The following is a 17,760-nucleotide window of genomic DNA, read 5'->3' on the forward strand; positions in this document are numbered from 1 at the left end:
CAGTGGAACCGAATTTAAAAAAGCAACGGAAGTTAAAACATGACGACAACGGTGGCAAAGACCGGCCCTGTGCCGGACTATGACTACAATATCGTGCGCCAGTTCACCATCATGTCCGTGGTCTGGGGCATTGTTGGTATGGCTGTGGGCGTATTGATCGCAGCCCAGCTGGCCTGGCCTGAACTCAATGATATCTGGCAGCCCTTCTCGCACTTTGGGCGCTTGCGGCCATTGCACACCAATGCGGTAATTTTTGCCTTTGGTGGTAGCGTTTTGTTTGCCACTTCCTACTATGTAGTGCAGCGCACCTGTCAGGTTCGCCTGTGGGGTGGCTGGCTGATCCCTTTTACCTTCTGGGGATGGCAAATAATTATTGTTGCTGCCGCAATCACCCTGCCGATGGGCTTTACCTCCGCTAAGGAATATGCCGAGCTCGAGTGGCCGATTGATATCATGATCGCCCTGGTTTGGGTGGCCTATGCATTGGTGTTCTTCGGTACCATCATGAAGCGCAAGACCTCGCACATTTATGTAGCGAACTGGTTCTTTGGTGCTTATATCATCACCATCGCTGTCCTCCATATTATTAATAATTTGGAGATCCCGGTTGCCCCGTTCAAGTCTTACTCTATCTATTCGGGCACTAAGGATGCAATGATCCAGTGGTGGTATGGCCACAACGCGGTAGGCTTCTTCCTAACAGCGGCCTTCCTCGGCATCATGTACTACTTCGTGCCTAAGCAGGCCGGTCGCCCGGTTTACTCCTACCAGCTCTCCATCGTGCACTTCTGGGCGCTGATCTCCCTGTACGTATGGGCTGGTGGTCACCACTTGCACTACTCAGCGCTGCCCGACTGGGCTCAGAGCCTGGGGATGGTTATGTCCCTGATCCTGCTGGCTCCCTCCTGGGGTGGCATGATCAACGGTATCATGACCCTGTCCGGTGCCTGGCACAAACTGCGCACCGACCCGACCTTACGCTTCCTGGTGGTATCCCTGTCCTTCTACGGTATGTCTACCTTCGAAGGTCCGATGATGTCTATCAAGACTGTAAATGCACTTTCTCATAACACTGACTGGACCGTGGGCCACGTGCACTCCGGCGCATTGGGCTGGGTTGCGATGATCTCTATCGGTGCCCTGTATCACCTGGTTCCGGTGCTGTGGAAGCGTCGTGAAATGTACAGCGTGAAGCTGATCAACGCGCACTTCTGGCTGGCGACTGTGGGCACGGTACTGTACATCGCGGCTATGTGGGTGAACGGTATTACCCAGGGTCTGATGTGGCGAGCATTCAACGCTGACGGCACCCTGACCTACAGCTTTGTAGAGAGTGTGGTCGCGAGCCACCCGGGTTATGTAGTGCGCTGGTTAGGGGGAGCCCTGTTCCTGCTGGGTATGCTGCTGATGGCTTACAACGTTTACCGCACGGTCACCGAGAAAGTAAACGACTCTAAAGCCGATAACACCATTAGAGCTGTACCGGCGGCATAGGAGAACAGACCGTGAAGAATCATGACATCGTAGAAAAAAACATCGGCTGGATGATCTTTTTCATCATTATCGCCATTAGCTTCGGCGCTCTGGTGGAGATTGTTCCGCAGTTTTTTACCAAAGCTAACTATACCCCTCTGCCGGGCCAGAAACCGCTGACTGCACTGGAACTGGAAGGGCGCGATATCTACATCCGCGAAGGCTGTCACGTGTGCCACACCCAAATGGTGCGCCCGCTACGCGCCGAGGTTGAGCGCTATGGACACTACTCTATGGCCGAGGAATCCGTGTACGAGCATCCTTTCCTGTGGGGTTCCAAGCGTACTGGTCCAGACCTGGCACGTGTGGGTGGCCGTTTCTCAGACGAGTGGCAGCGTGCGCACCTGTACAACCCACGCAGTGTGGTGCCTGAGTCCATTATGCCGGCCTACCCCTGGTTGTTCGACAATGTGGTTACCGGTAATTACACCGCGCGCAAGATGGAAGCGCTACGTCTCGTAGGTGTGCCCTACACCGACGAAGACATCGCCAATGCGTCCAAGCCTTTTGCTGGTGGTAAGGTGAAGGAAATCGATGCTCTGGTCGCGTATTTGCAACAGCTGGGTACTCTGGTCACTCAAAAACGCTAATAGCGAGGAAGGAAACTCGTGACTATCGAAACATTGCGGGAAATCGGACTGGTTTTGGGATCAATTGCCTTTCTGGCTATCTGCTGGTGGGCCTTCTCTCCGAAGCGCAAGAAGCGCTTCGAAGAAGATGCCAATTTGCCATTTGCCGATGAGGAGCAACAGGCCGATAAGGACGCATCGGCCGCTCAGAAGGATGAATCCAAATCCGGGCAAGAGTCCGGAACTGAACGAAAACAGGGGCAGGACAAGTAATGAGTACATTCTGGAGTTTGTGGGTAATTGTGCTCACCCTCGCCAATCTGGCGTTGATTACCTGGGTGCTGTTCGCCAACCGAAAAGTGGCAGTGGACGACCAGGCGGAACCGGAAAACAAAACAACGGGCCACGTTTACGACGGCATTGAGGAGTATGACAACCCTCTGCCCAAATGGTGGTTCATGCTGTTCGTGGTAACACTGGTGTTCTCTGCCGCGTACCTGGCGATTTACCCGGGCATGGGTAACTTCAAGGGGCTGGGTGGTTGGTCATCTGTAGGTGCCTTGGAGATTTCCCAGGCTAAGGCCCAGGAAAGGTTCGACGAGACTTTTGGCAAATACCTCGATATGCCTATTGAGGAAATTGCCCAGAGCCCGGAAGCGCTCAAAATGGGTTCTCGAATTTTTGCCAATAACTGTGCTGTGTGTCATGGTGCGGATGCCGGCGGCAACTTCGGCTTCCCCAACCTGACCGACAACGCCTGGCTGTACGGTGGTACCCCGGAGAAGATCCTGGAGACCCTGTATGAAGGTCGTCAGGGTATGATGCCGCCGCAAGGGCCAGTGATCGGTGAGGAAGGGGTTAGGAATACCACTGAATATGTGCTTTCTTTGAATGGTCTTGAGCACGATACGGCCATGGCCGCGGAAGGTCAGAAGGTTTTCAATACCGTATGTATGGCTTGTCACGGGATGGATGCCAAGGGTAACCAGGCCCTGGGTGCGCCGAACCTGACTGATAACCTGTGGCTGTACGGCAGTGATCGTGCGCAGATCCAGCACACTATCCGCAGCGGTCGCAGCAATATGATGCCTGCGCAGAAGGACAAACTGCGTGAAGACAAGATCCGCCTGGTGGCGGCCTACGTCTACAGCTTGTCTCAGCAGGACGAGGAGCAGCAGTAATCGAATAAGGCCCGGCGATGCTGGGCCTTATTTTTCGAAGGAACTCCGGGTGCTGCAGGGACGTAGACAAAAGCCTCATATATAAGTGGCTAACTGTACCCGCGTGCAGATAACGCCCGTGCGAGAGTGAGGTTTTTGTGAGTGACTTGATTCCTACCCGCGAAGAGCAGGAAGGTAACGGCGAAGTTCGCTACCGTATGCTCTATGAATCGGATGACAAAATTTATATTCGCCATATCCGCGGTATTTATACTCGGATTCGCAAATATACCGGCCTGCCGCTGCTGTTGGCCTTCTTCTTTATCCCCTGGATTAATATTGACGGACGCCAATCCGTCTTTTTCGACCTCCCCACTCGTCAATTCCATATTCTAGGAACCACCTTTGGCCCCCAAGATGGCTTTTTGCTTGCCTGGTTATTAATTATCGCGGCCTTTGCCTTATTTGCCGTGACAACCTGGATGGGGCGGGTTTGGTGTGGATTTACTTGCCCACAGACCGTCTGGACCATGATGTTTATGTGGGCAGAAAGGGTTTGTGAGGGCGACCGCAACAAGCGCATCAAGCTGGATAAAGCGCCCTGGAACGTGGAAAAGATCCTGCGCAAGGGGGGCACCCACGGTATCTGGCTGTTGATCTCCCTGGCTACTGCCTTGGCTTTTGTCGGTTACTTCTATGGTATTCGCGAGTTGGTAGTGGATCTCGCCACCTTCAACGCCCATCCACAAGGTGTTTTCTGGGTTGCTTTCTTTACTTTCGCTACCTACATGAATGCCGGTTTTCTGCGCGAACAGGTCTGCAAATACATGTGTCCTTACGCGCGCTTCCAGTCAGTGATGTACGACCAGGATACTCTGGCGGTTTATTACGATGCAAAGCGCGGCGAAACCCGTGGCCCACGCAAAAAGAATGTGAATTATAAAGCTGAGGGCATGGGCGACTGTATTGACTGTTATTGGTGTGTACAGGTGTGCCCGGTGGATATCGATATTCGCGATGGTATGCAGTATGAATGCATCAATTGTGGTCTATGTGTTGATGCCTGTAACAGCGTCATGGATAAGATGGGCTACGACCGGGGCCTGATTCGCTTCACCTCAGAAGACGAGTTGGAGACAGGCAAGACCAATTTCCTGCGTCCGCGCTTGTTTGGTTATGCAGTAGTCCTGTTGGCTATGATGGGTCTGTTTTCCCATCAGGTGGCCACGCGCAGCCCGATTGAGGCCGAGATCACCCGTGACCGTGGTGCACGCATGTACCGGGTGTCACAGGGGCTAGTACAGAATGTGTACACCGTGAAGATCAACAATATGGATCAGGCGGCACACGAGTTCACGATCCGCGTGGAAGGTAATCCCGACTACAGTTACTCAGTTCGCAAGCCGCGTCAAATTTACCTGAAGGCCGGAGAAATTTTCCCTGTGCCAATCCGGGTAAGTGTGCCCAAGGCGCAGCTGAAAGAGAGTAAGCACGATATTGATATCGTAGTGGAGGCTGTTGATAACCCGGAGCTGGTCGACAAGCATCGAACAGTATTTATTGGTCCCAAGCAGTAGACGGGACGCCGTTCCCGTTGCAAAGTACGAGCCCGCCCATGCGGGCTCGACTTTTCTGCACAAAACGGTAATTTTTGGTAACGCGATGAATGAACCAACGTCGAAACCCTGGTATCGGGAATTCTGGGCCTGGATGGTTTTGGCACCGCTGATTGCAGTGGTGATAGTGTCCTCTATTACAGTCTCACTGGCTGTGCGCCATGCTGACGACAAGGTTACGGATAACTATTACAAAGATGGCCGCATGTACCACTTTTCCGCCGAGCAGGACCAGCGCGCTCAAGCTTTGCAGCTGGCGGCAATGGTGCAGTTCCAGCGCGGAGAGGATCAGACCGTGGTTGTTGAGCTGAATGGCAATACCGACTACCCGGAGAAATTACTGCTCACTCTAAGCCATCCGGTTGAGGAAGACCTGGATCAGCACATAGTGCTTTCGCAGTTATCTGTGGGCCGCTATTCCGGATCTGTAACTACTGAATTGAATAGCCGCTGGTACTTGCGCCTGATGCCTGAACTCGATCCCGAGCAGCACAAAAGTGCGGAGTGGCGTCTCAAGGGCGAGATTAATTTCGAGCTCGGTGAGGCGGCGCCCCTGAACGCTGCGAGTCGATGACCTCTTCCCCCTGTTATCACTGCGGACTCCCGGTTCCCGCCGGTAGTAACCATTCAGTGGTTATCGAAGGGGCTGCGCGGGATATGTGCTGCCCCGGCTGTGAGGCGGTGGCGACAGCGATTGTTACCGGTGGTCTGGACGGTTTCTATCGTTACCGGGAAAAGCAAAGTGAACGCCCGGAGCTGGCCCAGCCGCGCGACCGCTGGACTGCCTACGATCTCCCCGAAGTGCAGCAGCAGTTTGTTCACGATTGGGATGACGGCAATAAAATGGCGGCGCTACTGATCGCTGGCATTACCTGCGCAGCCTGTGTATGGCTTATTGAAAAACACCTTGGACACTTGACTGGTATTGAGAAGGTCTCGGTTAATGCCAGCACCCAGCGTGCACAGATCGTTTTTGACCCAGAAAAGATCAGGCCCAGCCAACTATTTGAGGAGCTGGAGCGTATCGGTTATCGGCCGGCGCCCGCCACCGCTGCTAACCGCGAAAACGTTATCCAGGCCGAACACCGCGCTGCATTACGCCGCTTGGGAGTTGCTGGACTCGGCACTATGCAGGTGATGATGTTCGCCATTGCCCTGTATGTCGGTGGCGGCAGTGGTGGAGTGGGGGAGTTTGAACACTACTTACGCTGGGTTTCCCTGCTGGTAGCAACTCCGGTGGTATTTTACGCTGCGCGGCCGTTCTTTAGTGCAGCCCTGCGCAGCCTGCGCGCGCGCCATCTGAGTATGGATGTACCTGTATCTCTTGCCATCGGGCTGGCCTATGGCGCCAGCTTTTATGCCACGGTTTTTGGTATTGGTGAGGTGTACTTCGAATCCATTTCCATGTTCACTTTCTTTCTCTTGTTGGGGCGCGCCGTTGAAATGCGGGCGCGCCATCGGGCGGGGCTCGCCAGTGGCGGTCTGGCCCAGCTTCTGCCGATGACTGCGGCCAGGTATGAAGGAAGCGAAGTGGCTCATGTGCCGGTTGCGGCTCTGGAAGAAGGTAACCGGATCCTGCTGCGCCCTGGCGATACGGTGCCGGCGGATGGCGAAGTGCTGGAAGGGGAAAGCGGCGTCGACGAGTCACTGCTCAGCGGTGAGTCCGCCCTGCAGCAGAAGTCAGCGGGCAGCCCAGTTTACGCGGGTAGCGTTAATGGAGATTCCAGTCTCGTAGTAAGAGTGACGGCCGCTGGCAAATCCACACGACTGTCAGCGATTGAGCGGCTGGTAGAACGCGCCCAGTTGGAAAAACCCAGCCAGGTTGCTCTGGCTGATCGGGTTGCTGGAGTTTTTGTTGCTGTTGTGTTGCTTGCGGCTCTGGGCGCTTTCACGGTCTGGTGGCAGTTGGAACCGGGTCGGGCTTTTTGGGTAGCTCTGTCGGTACTGGTTGTAACTTGTCCTTGTGCGCTGTCGCTGGCCACGCCTGCCGCCTTGGCTTCTGCCACCCTGCGCTTGCAGCAACTGGGATTATTGGTCGCTGGTGGCAATCTTCTGGAAACTTTGCCCAGTATTAGTCGCGTAGTATTCGATAAAACTGGCACCTTGACCCGCGGTGAGCCGCGAATCCTGAAAATTGAGTTGCTGCGTGATGGCTGGAGCGAGCAGCGAGTCAAGGATGTGGCCGCCGCATTGGAGTCCCAAACTCACCACCCCTTGGCCCGTGCATTTCGTGCTTGGCGTGGCAACTTGACGGCAAGCCAGCTCAAGGTGCATACCGGCTGCGGCTTGGAAGGGCGTATTGAGGGGCTGGATTATCGCCTTGGGCGAGCGGATTTCGCCGCCGTACTTCAGCCAATAACGTCACCGCGTGGGGAAGGGCAGTGGTTGCTGCTCGCCGATACGAGCGGAGCCATTGCCTGGATTGCTCTGGGCGACAGATTGCGTAACACGGCGCAAGACGCGGTGCGACAATTAGGTAACCTCGGGTTATCTGTCGAATTACTGAGCGGCGACCAGTCCAGCGAAGTCCAGCGTTTGGCCTTTAAAGCCGGCATTACACATTTCCGTGCGGGTGCTTCACCAGAAGACAAACTTTCTCATATGAAGCAATTGCAAGCTGAAAATGAAAAGGTCCTGATGGTGGGGGATGGGCTTAATGATGTTCCGGTGCTGTCTGGCGCCGACGCCTCGGTGGCGATGATGTCCGCCGCCGATCTTGCTCAATCTCGTGCCGATGCGATCTTGCTAAATGGCGACCTGCAAGTATTGCCCCAGGCGATTGCGCTGTCGCGAAAGTGTCGCAAAGTGGTGCGCCAGAATCTCGCCTGGGCCCTGGGTTACAACGCCATTGCATTACCGCTGGCAGTCTGTGGACTGGTAGCCCCTTGGGCTGCGGCGATCGGTATGTCGGTCAGCTCCCTGGTGGTGGTGTTCAATGCCCTGCGTTTATCTCGTGGCAAAGTGCCAGTTGAAAACACGGGCAGCCAGATGTCCGGACTTGAGTCGGGCCTCGCGGATTAAAAGAGAGAGGAGTGAACGGTGGAGAGTCTCTATTTCCTGATCCCCATAGCGATGGTGTTTGTAGTCTTGGCGATCAAGCTCTTTTTCTGGGCGGTAAATACTGGTCAATACGACGATTTGGAAACGGAAGGACGGAGAATTTTGTTCGAGGATGATGCGCAAAAGCAACCCATTGCTGATGTGGATAGGGAGAAGTAACCGGTGGGAGATTGGGGTTTTCTGGTGGCGGCGCTCACTATCGGCTTCCTCGGTAGCAGCCACTGTATCGGTATGTGCGGTGGAATATCCGGTGCCCTGGGAATGGCCGTTCCAGGTAGACAGACTGCCTGGATTCAGCTCGGCTCTTATCAATTGGGTCGCCTGGGTAGCTATACGTTGATGGGGGCTCTTGCTGGTGCTCTGGGGGCGGCGGTCATCCCGGCGCTGACACCACTGCGTTTTGCAGCGGGCATTATGCTGATTGTGATGGCACTTTATGTGGCCGGTATCTGGCGTGGCTTGGTTTGGCTGGAGAAAGGGGGCAGCTACCTGTGGCGCTATGTACAGCCGCTCTCGAAGAAGCTATTGCCAGTGCGCTCAGCTGGGCAGGCCGTTGCACTCGGTTCCCTGTGGGGCTGGCTACCTTGCGGATTGGTGTATAGCGCACTGACTTTTGCCCTCGCTCAGGGCAGCGCTGAGCGTTCGGCCATGGCGATGTTGGCCTTTGGCCTGGGCACCTTGCCGGCCATGTTGGCGACAGGTGCCACGGCTGTGCAGGTCCGTAATATTGTGCAAAAACCTGGCGTTCGCTTGGGGTTTGCCGCGGCGATTTTGCTGTTTGGTTTCTGGACAATCTGGGGTGCCCTCGGTCATGGAGGGCACGGCAATCACAGTGACCATGGGGCAATGGAGGCGGTGGAATCCTCGCAGGTAGAAGAGCAGGGGCACCACCATCATCACTGAAGGGGGAGGGCGGCACTAACTTCTAACTTCAAATACAGGCCAGCCTTTACAGATTGATACGCAGGGACAGGTCGATCGCACGCAGGTGCTTGGTCAGGCTGCCAGAGGAGATATAATCCACATCCAGTGCGGCTAGTTGCTGAATTCTGTCCCGGTCTACGCTACCGGAAATTTCTATCTTGGCCTTGCCTTTGGCTAGTGATAGGGCAATGCGAGTATCTGCATCATTAAACTCATCAAGCATGATCACGTCGACACCACTATTCAGGGCCTGCTGTAACTCCTCGATAGTCTCCACTTCAACTTCCACTAGTGCATCGGCTTTGATGTTTCTGGCCTGGGCCACCGCTTTGTCAATACTGCCGGCCGCAGCGATATGGTTTTCCTTGATCAGAAAGGCATCGTACAGGCCGATACGGTGATTGTGGCAACCCCCACAGAGCACTGCGTACTTCTGTGCGCTACGCAGTCCAGGGATGGTTTTACGGGTATCGAGGATTTTTACTTCGGTGCCAGCGGCGCGTGCAGCAAACTCTGCAGCGGTTGTGGCGGTGCCTGAGAGTGTCTGTAGGAAGTTGAGGGCGGCGCGTTCGCCGGTGAGTATCGCGCGGGCATTCCCCTCCAGCTCGAACAGTATCGAGTCGGCTTCGGCTGTGTCGCCATCTTCAAAGTGCCATCTAACCTGCAGGTTAGGGTCCAGCTGGCGAAAGACCTCGTCCACCCAGGCGCGTCCGCTTATTGTGCAACTTTCACGGGTGATAACGTGGGCATGGGCAATACGCTCCGCGGGAATTAACTGTGCGGTGATATCGCCACTACCGACATCCTCGTCAAGTGCAATACGCACGGCTCTTTCCAGGTCGGTCATGATATTCGGGATGGCGGAGTCTTGTGGGTGCATTGGGGGGCCTCAATATAAACGCGCCGGCAGTTTACCAAAACGGGCTGGGTTTGGGTCGCGCTGGTAATCTTCCCAAGTACATGGCGCTTATTTCGCAGTTAGCAGCTGCCCCCACATTTCGCTGTGACAAGCGTCTCAAATATGTCGCTAAAGTGTGTAAATAGGACTGCTAACGCGAGTAGAATCAATGGCGTGAGAGTATCGCTCTCTGCGGGAGTGGTCGCCGAATTTGCTAGTCAAATCGACTGCACTAATGCGCTTAAAACCTGAGCAAAATCATAAAGTGATTCGGTTTTGCGGGGCATTATATCGAGAGAATTTTGTCAGAGGCGCACCCGCGTGGTTTTTAAAGCTTTGTGGATAACCTCTATGGAAGGTGACAGCAAGGCAACCAGTAAGATTTGGTTAGTTTCTGCGGCTTACCCGGCCGGCAGGCTTTCAAACAGCAAGTGCGCAAAACGCCGGACGGTATGCGAAGGACCTCTTGGAAATGAGTGAATCCAGCAAGGTAGTTTCTCTTTCAGAGAAAGGTGTGGGTCGACATAGTGTCTCTGCGGGCAAGCCCGCGGTCCTGCCTTCGACGGTTGCATTGTTGAAGGAAAAAGCCAGTGTTCAGCTATTCGAGCGTGTGAAAGCGCTGTTTGGAAAGGTGGACGATTCACTCTTCGCGATGGCGGAACGGGCCCACGGCCAGGAGGAGCAGGATGGCCTGTTTCAGGCGCTGCGCCTGCTGAGGGTCGAGCGCCGCAATATCGCAGAGCGCTTTGTTAGCAATGTACAGCGCGCCTTTCAGCTCCGCCAGGAAGAGCAAGCCGAGCCCTCTTTCGCCTCTGACAACTTGTCCCTGGTACACAATGATGACCTGGAACAGTTGGTGGCTGCAGATACTATGGTCGCCAACGCCAAGCGCGATTTTGCTGAGCCACTCACCGAACTGTGCCTGCGCCTGGATACTCTCTACGCTGTAAAGGTTTACGACAAGAACAATCCTCTCGGGCCGGATGTTATCTGCGATGCATTTGTGGAAGCAATCCAGGAACTGGACCTCTATATCCGCGCCCGCCTGACACTGCTGAAGAAATTTGAGCAGACGGTTATGCAGCAGCTGCGGGACTTCTACGAGTTTTGCAACCAGCTATTGGTAGAGCAGGGGGTGCTGCCCTCGCTGCGTGAGCAACAGCGTGCGGCACGGCAGCGCCCGGTATACCCAGGCGGACGGAACCCAGTTAACGGCAATGTCGGACCGGCGTCAGCGGCTGGTATTGGTGCTGCTGCAGATGGCTCAGGTCAGGTTGCGCAGGGGGTTCCGGTTAACGGTCACTTTGCACCCGGATTGGTGCCCGCCACCGCTGGCATGGCGCCTATGCCAGCTGGAGACCTGCTCACTCACCTGGGTGCCCTGCAAAGCGGAGCCCACTATCAGGATTCCGGCGCGGCTCAGTTACTGAATGTCGGTGACTTGTTGCAGCAGCGATTAGTGGAGGAAAACCAGGCGGCTTCGCTGGCAAAAGTGGACAGTGATGTCATCAAATTGGTAGAGATGCTGTTTTCCTTTATTCTTGAAGACCGCAGCCTTGCCACACCGATAAAATCCCAACTCGGCCGTTTGCAGCTGCCGTTGCTTAAGGTTGCAATTGCCGATAAATCCTTTTTCAGTAAAGGGGGACACCCCGCTCGCAAGCTGCTGAACGAACTCGCCGATGCAGCAACTGGCTGGCAGGCGACGGATAGGTATGAATCTGACCCCTTGTACAACGAGGTGTCCCAGATTGTTGAGCGGGTTCTCAGCGAGTTTGATCAGGACATCAATATTTTTTCCTCGCTGCTGGAATCCCTGCGCGAATTTATTATTCGTGAGCGCAAGCGGGCGGAAATGCTGGAGCGCCGAGTTGTAGACGAGGCTGATGGTCGAGCAAAAACCCAGGCGGCGCGCGCACGTGTGGCTGCGGTAATGGATGCACTGATGGCAGAGAGAGACCTGCCGCCGGTGGTTCAGGACTGGCTGCAAAAAGTCTGGAACAATGTACTGTTCCTTACCTGCGTGAAGGAGGGTACCGAGAGCGAGGCTTGGAGCCGCGATGTACGCACTGCACGGGATCTGGTATGGAGTGTTCAAGCGCCGATGCCGGACTCCCGCAAACAGCTTCTCAGCCTGCTGCCGGTTTTACAAGAGCATCTGCGCGAAGGTGTTGAAGCCCTGTCCTACAACACATTCGAGGCGCGCACACTGTTTGCTGGCTTGAAGGAAGTTTATCGCGAGCGCTTTGCTTTGGCGCAACGCCTTACCGAGGAGCGAGAGCGCCAGGTTAAGGAGCAGGTGGAACGTGAGGTCAGGGCGGCCACAGCAACTGAGCAGCTAGCGGAAATTCCTCAGGAAATTACTACCGAGACTCTGCAGCCCGAAGTCATTACGGCCGAGAATAGTCATCCGCAACCAGTGGCTGAGCTGAATGTCGATTCAGTTACTGAAGCGGGCGTTGAGGTACAGGAAGTGGCTGTCCCTCAAATGGAGGAACTGGAACAGGCGGTTGCTCAGGCTGAAGTGGCAGCAATCTCTCCAGAGCAAGAGGGATTGGTACCACTCGAAGAGGATGACCCTCACTGGCAAATGACCTTCCGTTTGGCTCAGGGTAGCTGGTTCGAGCTGAAACGGTCGGAAGAGGAGCAGTTCCGTTGCCGCCTGGCGGCCGTGATCCGCGACATTGACCAGTTTATTTTTGTGAATCGCAATGGTGCCAAGGTGGCAGAGTTCGCTCGCCTGGAACTGGCTCATGCGCTTCGCTCCGCACAACTGCTGCCTCTGGATGATGGCATGTTGTTTGAGCGCGCTCTGCAATCCGTTATTGGCAATGTACGGAAAAAGCGCAGTGAACAGCGTTAAATGTTTTAAGAAACTCTTCCGATATTCCCGGTAGTGTGTTGCCGGGATATTACTTCTGTCGCGATACTGCACTAAACCGGTTGGCATATCGATCAACGCTTCCATAAAATGGAAACTGCTGAAGCCCCTGAGCCAGTTCGGGGTAGTGGTTCGTTGGAGTGGAGATCGCAGATTGAAATACCAAGTGGATTCCGGCTGGTTATCCGGAGCGCGTCGGGTTCCCAGCCCTCACTGCAACAGCCGGCCTGAAGACTGCCCTGTGGATCTTTTGGTGATCCATAGTATTAGTCTGCCGCCTGGTCAGTACGGTGGTCCCTATATTGATGCTTTCTTCCTGGGGCAGCTGGATATTGATGCACACCCCTATTTTGCAGAGATCGCCGCTCTACAGGTTTCAGCGCATATCTTGATTGACCGCGACGGTATCGTCACTCAGTATGTGCCGCTCGATAGGCGCGCCTGGCACGCGGGTAAATCGGAGTTTAAGGGGCGCGGTAACTGCAATGATTTTTCAATTGGAATCGAACTTGAAGGCTTGGATACGGATATTTACACAGATGCCCAATACCGTTCCCTGGCGGAGGTGAGTGCGGCAATTATGCAGGCTTATCCTTCGATCGGAGTGGATAGAATTGCCAGCCACTCCGATATAGCACCAGGGCGCAAACTGGATCCAGGCCCCGGTTTTGATTGGGAGCGCTATCGGGGGGAACTCGAGAAGGTTGCCGAATAGGCAACGCAGTATAGCGGCGCAATTGTATCCGTTTACCCCCTCTAAAAGCACGCCGCCACTAGCCAATGGGTGGGGTGGTCAGCTTTTTTCCGCTGTCGGTCCCTCGCCGGCATATCTTTTTTACCACTGGGCTGGCGCGATATCATTATGACTCTGTTAATTGTCTTATTCACTTTAGCCTTAGTGCAAATCTGGGGATCTGGGGCGCCTCTGCACCGCGATGGCTGGTTTGACAGGTGGTGCTCGCGAATTGCCCGGATACCAGCGTTAAAGAGTGATGTACGCCTGCTAATTGGGGTCAGTATTCTGCCGCCGGTTCTCGCAGTGGCAATACTGATGGTAGTTATAGAGTCTGCAGTTGGGGGCTTGGGTGTGCTCCTGTTAGGGGTGCCCCTATTACTATATTGCCTCGGGCGCGGTAATTTTAACGATGTCTTGAGCGCTTATCTGCGGAGCTGGTACCGGGGAGATTTACAGGGCGCAACATATGCCGCAGGCCCGCTGTTACAGGAGATTCATGAGTCCCCCATCGATGGTAAGGGCCTGCACGCGCAGGTCTTTCGCGGGGCTGCTTACTGCGCTTTTGAGCGTCTGTTTGCTGTACTTTTCTGGTTTATCCTTCTGGGAATTCCCGGTGCACTGCTGTTTCGCTTGAGTGCCCTGTATGCGGAAAAAGCCCGCGGCACTGAAAGGGAGGCGGCTGGGGCCCGTTGGCTCTGGTTGTTGGAATGGCTGCCGGTCCGTGTCATGGGGCTTAGCCTTGCTATTGTCGGCAATTTTGCCGGTTGTTACCGGGCTTGGCGCCAATGCCTGATATGCCGAGAGCGGGATACAGTGCAAGTTCTGGAAACGTATCTTGAGGGAGCTTTGGGTGGTATTGATGCGAGTGAGTGCAGTGCCTCTGGAGACCTTCCCCAGGCGCAGCGCCAGTGTGGCGCGGAAATCGAAGCGCTGCAGTCACTACTCTCCAGAACCTTATTGTTGTGGATTACTGTACTTGCACTGGCGGTATTGTTTGCCTGAACTTCTGTAGTAGTTGCAGTGCAGTTTGGCAAATAGTTCTTTATCTGATCGGCATTTTGGAAAAATTTCCCGGTAGGTGCTTGACTTTTAACCACCTTTCTAGATGATTGCGCCCGCTGCCGCACTGTCGGAGACGCACTGAGAGCGGGGCGACATATAATCATTTGAGGAAGTAGGGTTTGAATGTTTCACCAGTGGAACCGCAGATGCTGTCTGATCTCAGTGTTGCAAGTGACAGGGGCTCTGCGGCGTTAGTCGCTGGGTTAAAGGCCTATTTCCGCAGTGGCAGCACTGCTGAGTTGGCCTGGAGACGCCGCCAGTTAATTCAGCTACGCAAGATGCTTACTGAGAATGAAGCGCGTTTTATACAGGCCCTTCGCGAAGATTTACATAAGGCCCCCCAGGAATCCTACCTGACCGAGATATCCTTCCTCTACAATGATATCGATCACACCCTAAAGCACCTCAAGAAATGGGTGCGCCCGCGCAAGGTTTCTTCCCCGCTGTTGGCTCAGCCCGCGAAAAGTTACATAAAGCCGGAACCTCTCGGCGTCGTATTAATCATTGGGGCCTGGAACTATCCGCTACAACTTTTGTTGTCGCCATTGGTACCTGTTATTGCGGCAGGTAATTGTGCAGTGGTAAAACCCTCAGAATTGTCACCGGCAGTCTCACACCTGATCGCAGAACTGCTGCCTCGCTACTTGGATAATGATGCTTTCGCTTGCGTCGAAGGGGCGGTGGCGGAAACCACCGGCTTGTTGGAGCAGCGCTGGGACCACATCATGTACACCGGCGGTGGCAGGGTTGGCAAGATTATTATGAGCGCCGCAAGTAAGCATCTGACTCCAGTAACCCTGGAGCTCGGGGGTAAAAGCCCCTGTATTGTGGCCGATGATGCCGATATTGAAACTGCGGCGCGGCGCATAGCCTGGGGTAAATTTACCAATGCCGGGCAGACCTGCATCGCGCCGGATTACGTGCTATGCACCAGGCACACTGCCGACCGGCTTGTTCCCGCAATCTCGAAGGCGGTGCAACAGATGTTTGGTAGAAATCCGCGTCAGAGTGCTGACTATGGGCGTATAGTGAATAGTCAGCATACTTTGCGCCTGGCAGATCTACTCGGTGATGGCGAAGTAATCTTTGGCGGCGAGGTGGATGCCGGTGAGTGTTACATGGCGCCAACCCTGATGCGCTGTGTCAACCTGGATTCACCGGTGATGCAGGAGGAAATTTTTGGGCCCTTGCTGCCAGTGGTAGAACTGGAGGAATTTGGCAAGGTAGAGGAGTTTGTCAATGAGCGTGAGAAGCCGCTCGCACTGTATATTTTTACCCGAAGTGATGCCATTGCCGATAGAATTCTTTCCCTCTGCAGCTCGGGCAATGCCTGTGTGAATGACTGTATGATGTTTATGCTGGCCCAGGACCTGCCATTTGGTGGGGTAGGGGCGAGCGGCATCGGCTGTTACCACGGGGAGCATGGTTTCAAAACATTCAGTCATTACAAGGCGGTGATGAAACGCAAAAATATCCTGGATGTCGACCTGCGGTATGCGCCTTATACCAATCGAAAATACAAGTGGTTAAAAATGTTACAGCGATAGTACAGCAACCATTTCACAGCAAGTTTCGGAGAAAAGGGAATTTTGCTGGTTTTTAGGGGCGATGAATTGGTACATTCGGCAATAAATTGAAAAGACTAACAGAGCCATGCCCCCGGATCGCAATGATTTGCCAACCAGTGCCGATGTTTTATGTGCTGCACAAACCGTCTCTGGAACCGTCCATCGAACTCCCCTGATACGCTCCCAACTGCTTGACCAGTTGGGGGGAGCCAATCTCTGGTTCAAGTGCGAGCACCTGCAAAAAGTGGGCGCATTTAAAGCGCGCGGCGCTACCAATGCGCTTTCTCTCCTGCCTCAAGGGACTGAACTCGTGGCTACCCACTCCTCTGGCAACCACGGTGCCGCGCTGGCATGGGCTGCAGCGGAGCGAGGTTTACCCTGCATTGTCGTTATGCCGGAAACTGCGCCTGAAACCAAACGCGTGGCTGTTGAGGGCTATGGTGCGAAAATAGTTACTTGTGGTCCTAGTCTGGCAGATCGTGAAGCGGCACTGCAAAAGGTGGTACAGGAAACAGGTGCTCATATAGTACCGCCCTACGATGACAGCCGGATTATTGCCGGGCAGGGCACGGTTGCTGTGGAAATTGTTCAACAGTGCCGGGAGCATGGCATTACCCCTGACGTGATTGTGGCTCCTGTCGGCGGCGGCGGTCTGCTCGCCGGGATTGGCCTGGCTATGGCCGCACTGGCTCCAGATATTCTGGTTATTGGCGCCGAACCCGCCGGTGCGGACGATGCCCAAAGGTCACTGCGTGGCGGTGTGCATATCACTACCCAGGAGCCGCATACCATTGCGGATGGACTTCGCACAACGCTCGGACGCAGGAACTATAAGATAATTCGCCGTACCGTGCGGGATATTGTGACAGTTTCAGAAAATGGTATTGTGCGGGCTATGGAACTATTGTGGACTCGCACCAAGCAAATGGTTGAGCCATCTGCGGCAGTGGGACTTGCCGCTGTGCTTGAGCATGGAGCCCGTTTCCGCAATAAGAATGTCGCGGTTGTATTGACCGGCGGTAATATGGATGTGAGCAAAGTCTCAAAGCTGCTGGCCGGTGTGGAAAAGGAACAATGAGCATGTTGGATATGAACTTTGTATTTCGTCGCGTGAATTACCGCAAGCTGGCCAATTATTTCGTAGCATCAGTATTTTCGTTGGCGGCTGTCGCCTCTCAGGCCGGGCAGCTGACACTCTCTTCGACCTCATTGAAGCCTGGCCAAAAAATGCCATTGACCCATGTGTATGCCGGATGTGGAGGGGAAAACATCTCTCCCCAGCTAAGCTGGGAGGGTGCCCCAGAGGGTACCAAGAGCTATGCAGTTACAGTTTATGATCCGGATGCCCCCACTGGCAGTGGATGGTGGCACTGGGTGGTATTTAATATTCCCGCAGATGTCACCAGCCTGCCCGAGGGCGCCGGCGACCTGAAAAATGGCCTCATTCCGGAAGCTGTTCAGGGGCGCAATGACTATGGAAACCCTGGATATGGCGGTGCCTGTCCACCTAAGGGGCACGGTGACCATCGCTATCGCTTCCGCGTGTATGCTTTGAAAGTGGATTCACTGCCACTGGATGAAAATTCTTCTCCCGCCAAAGTGGGCTTTAATGTGAATGCGAATAAGCTGGCAGAAGCAGAACTTGAGGTTCTGTGGGGCCACTGAGTTAAGTAATCTTTAACTATTGCTCGAACCGTAGGCGAATTGCCTGCGCTAATTCGTATTGGTGGATTAACCCGCCCAAAGGGGAAAG

General features: G+C 54.5%; 16 protein-coding genes. 15 read left to right on the forward strand and 1 reads right to left on the reverse strand.

Going from position 1 to position 17,760, the window contains the following annotated elements:
• Positions 1-39: 39 nt before the first annotated feature.
• The 9 genes from ccoN (at position 40) to ACCI49_RS09010 (ending at position 8,841) form a co-directional block, all read left to right on the forward strand.
• Positions 40-1,494, forward strand: coding sequence for a cytochrome-c oxidase, cbb3-type subunit I (gene ccoN / locus ACCI49_RS08970; RefSeq protein WP_371838621.1), 1,455 nt, complete (start codon positions 40-42; stop codon positions 1,492-1,494).
• 11 nt (positions 1,495-1,505) lie between these two features.
• Entirely contained in the window at positions 1,506-2,123 is a 618-nt protein-coding gene (gene ccoO, locus ACCI49_RS08975; protein ID WP_371838622.1) for a cytochrome-c oxidase, cbb3-type subunit II, read from the forward strand.
• An 18-nt stretch (positions 2,124-2,141) separates the two neighbouring features.
• Positions 2,142-2,375, forward strand: a complete 234-nt coding sequence (locus tag ACCI49_RS08980) for a cbb3-type cytochrome oxidase subunit 3 (RefSeq protein ID WP_371838623.1) — start codon at positions 2,142-2,144, stop codon at positions 2,373-2,375.
• Positions 2,375-3,283, forward strand: a complete 909-nt coding sequence (gene ccoP / locus ACCI49_RS08985; protein WP_371838624.1) for a cytochrome-c oxidase, cbb3-type subunit III — start codon at positions 2,375-2,377, stop codon at positions 3,281-3,283. Before ACCI49_RS08980 ends, ccoP begins: the two co-directional genes overlap by 1 nt.
• Before the next feature lie 137 nt (positions 3,284-3,420).
• Entirely contained in the window at positions 3,421-4,839 is a 1,419-nt protein-coding gene (gene ccoG / locus ACCI49_RS08990) for a cytochrome c oxidase accessory protein CcoG (protein ID WP_371838625.1), read from the forward strand.
• 85 nt (positions 4,840-4,924) lie between these two features.
• Positions 4,925-5,452, forward strand: coding sequence for a FixH family protein (locus tag ACCI49_RS08995; protein WP_371838626.1), 528 nt, complete (start codon positions 4,925-4,927; stop codon positions 5,450-5,452).
• Positions 5,449-7,899: a heavy metal translocating P-type ATPase gene (locus ACCI49_RS09000; RefSeq protein WP_371838627.1), complete on the forward strand. Its 2,451-nt coding sequence runs from the start codon at positions 5,449-5,451 to the stop codon at positions 7,897-7,899. The genes ACCI49_RS08995 and ACCI49_RS09000 overlap by 4 nt, the downstream gene beginning before the upstream one ends.
• 18 nt (positions 7,900-7,917) lie before the next feature.
• Entirely contained in the window at positions 7,918-8,097 is a 180-nt protein-coding gene (gene ccoS / locus ACCI49_RS09005; RefSeq protein ID WP_371838628.1) for a cbb3-type cytochrome oxidase assembly protein CcoS, read from the forward strand.
• Between the two features lie 3 nt (positions 8,098-8,100).
• Complete coding sequence (locus ACCI49_RS09010; RefSeq protein WP_371838629.1) at positions 8,101-8,841, forward strand: sulfite exporter TauE/SafE family protein; 741 nt, start codon at positions 8,101-8,103, stop codon at positions 8,839-8,841.
• A gap of 46 nt (positions 8,842-8,887) precedes the next feature.
• Here ACCI49_RS09010 and nadC read toward each other — a convergent pair whose 3' ends face one another.
• Entirely contained in the window at positions 8,888-9,742 is an 855-nt protein-coding gene (gene nadC / locus ACCI49_RS09015; RefSeq protein ID WP_371838630.1) for a carboxylating nicotinate-nucleotide diphosphorylase, read from the reverse strand.
• 490 nt (positions 9,743-10,232) lie between these two features.
• On the opposite strand from nadC, the gene ACCI49_RS09020 reads away from it, so the two are divergent.
• The 6 genes from ACCI49_RS09020 (at position 10,233) to ACCI49_RS09045 (ending at position 17,672) form a co-directional block, all read left to right on the forward strand.
• Positions 10,233-12,623, forward strand: a complete 2,391-nt coding sequence (locus ACCI49_RS09020) for a DUF1631 domain-containing protein (protein WP_371838631.1) — start codon at positions 10,233-10,235, stop codon at positions 12,621-12,623.
• A gap of 172 nt (positions 12,624-12,795) precedes the next feature.
• A complete protein-coding gene (ampD, locus tag ACCI49_RS09025; protein WP_371838632.1) occupies positions 12,796-13,356 on the forward strand; it encodes a 1,6-anhydro-N-acetylmuramyl-L-alanine amidase AmpD in 561 nt (186 codons plus the stop codon).
• A 147-nt stretch (positions 13,357-13,503) separates the two neighbouring features.
• Positions 13,504-14,379, forward strand: a complete 876-nt coding sequence (gene ampE, locus ACCI49_RS09030) for a regulatory signaling modulator protein AmpE (RefSeq protein WP_371838633.1) — start codon at positions 13,504-13,506, stop codon at positions 14,377-14,379.
• 179 nt (positions 14,380-14,558) lie between these two features.
• The gene (locus tag ACCI49_RS09035) at positions 14,559-15,986 is read left to right on the forward strand and encodes an aldehyde dehydrogenase family protein (RefSeq protein ID WP_371838634.1); all 1,428 of its coding nucleotides are present in this window, start codon (positions 14,559-14,561) and stop codon (positions 15,984-15,986) included.
• Between the two features lie 106 nt (positions 15,987-16,092).
• The gene (locus ACCI49_RS09040) at positions 16,093-17,085 is read left to right on the forward strand and encodes a threonine ammonia-lyase (protein WP_371838635.1); all 993 of its coding nucleotides are present in this window, start codon (positions 16,093-16,095) and stop codon (positions 17,083-17,085) included.
• 2 nt (positions 17,086-17,087) lie between these two features.
• The gene (locus ACCI49_RS09045; protein WP_371838636.1) at positions 17,088-17,672 is read left to right on the forward strand and encodes a YbhB/YbcL family Raf kinase inhibitor-like protein; all 585 of its coding nucleotides are present in this window, start codon (positions 17,088-17,090) and stop codon (positions 17,670-17,672) included.
• Positions 17,673-17,760 lie beyond the last annotated feature (88 nt).

It is taken from the genome of Microbulbifer epialgicus (assembly GCF_041447265.1).
GTDB lineage: Bacteria > Pseudomonadota > Gammaproteobacteria > Pseudomonadales > Cellvibrionaceae > Microbulbifer > Microbulbifer epialgicus.

Coding starts and splice junctions, on each gene's coding strand:
- ccoN (WP_371838621.1), top strand. CDS start 40: ATGACGACAACGGTGGCAAAGACCGGCCCTGTGCCGGACTATGACTAC.
- ccoP (WP_371838624.1), top strand. CDS start 2,375: ATGAGTACATTCTGGAGTTTGTGGGTAATTGTGCTCACCCTCGCCAAT.
- ACCI49_RS08995 (WP_371838626.1), top strand. CDS start 4,925: ATGAATGAACCAACGTCGAAACCCTGGTATCGGGAATTCTGGGCCTGG.
- ACCI49_RS09000 (WP_371838627.1), top strand. CDS start 5,449: ATGACCTCTTCCCCCTGTTATCACTGCGGACTCCCGGTTCCCGCCGGT.
- nadC (WP_371838630.1), bottom strand. CDS start 9,742: ATGCACCCACAAGACTCCGCCATCCCGAATATCATGACCGACCTGGAA.
- ACCI49_RS09020 (WP_371838631.1), top strand. CDS start 10,233: ATGAGTGAATCCAGCAAGGTAGTTTCTCTTTCAGAGAAAGGTGTGGGT.
- ampE (WP_371838633.1), top strand. CDS start 13,504: ATGACTCTGTTAATTGTCTTATTCACTTTAGCCTTAGTGCAAATCTGG.
- ACCI49_RS09040 (WP_371838635.1), top strand. CDS start 16,093: ATGCCCCCGGATCGCAATGATTTGCCAACCAGTGCCGATGTTTTATGT.
- ACCI49_RS09045 (WP_371838636.1), top strand. CDS start 17,088: ATGTTGGATATGAACTTTGTATTTCGTCGCGTGAATTACCGCAAGCTG.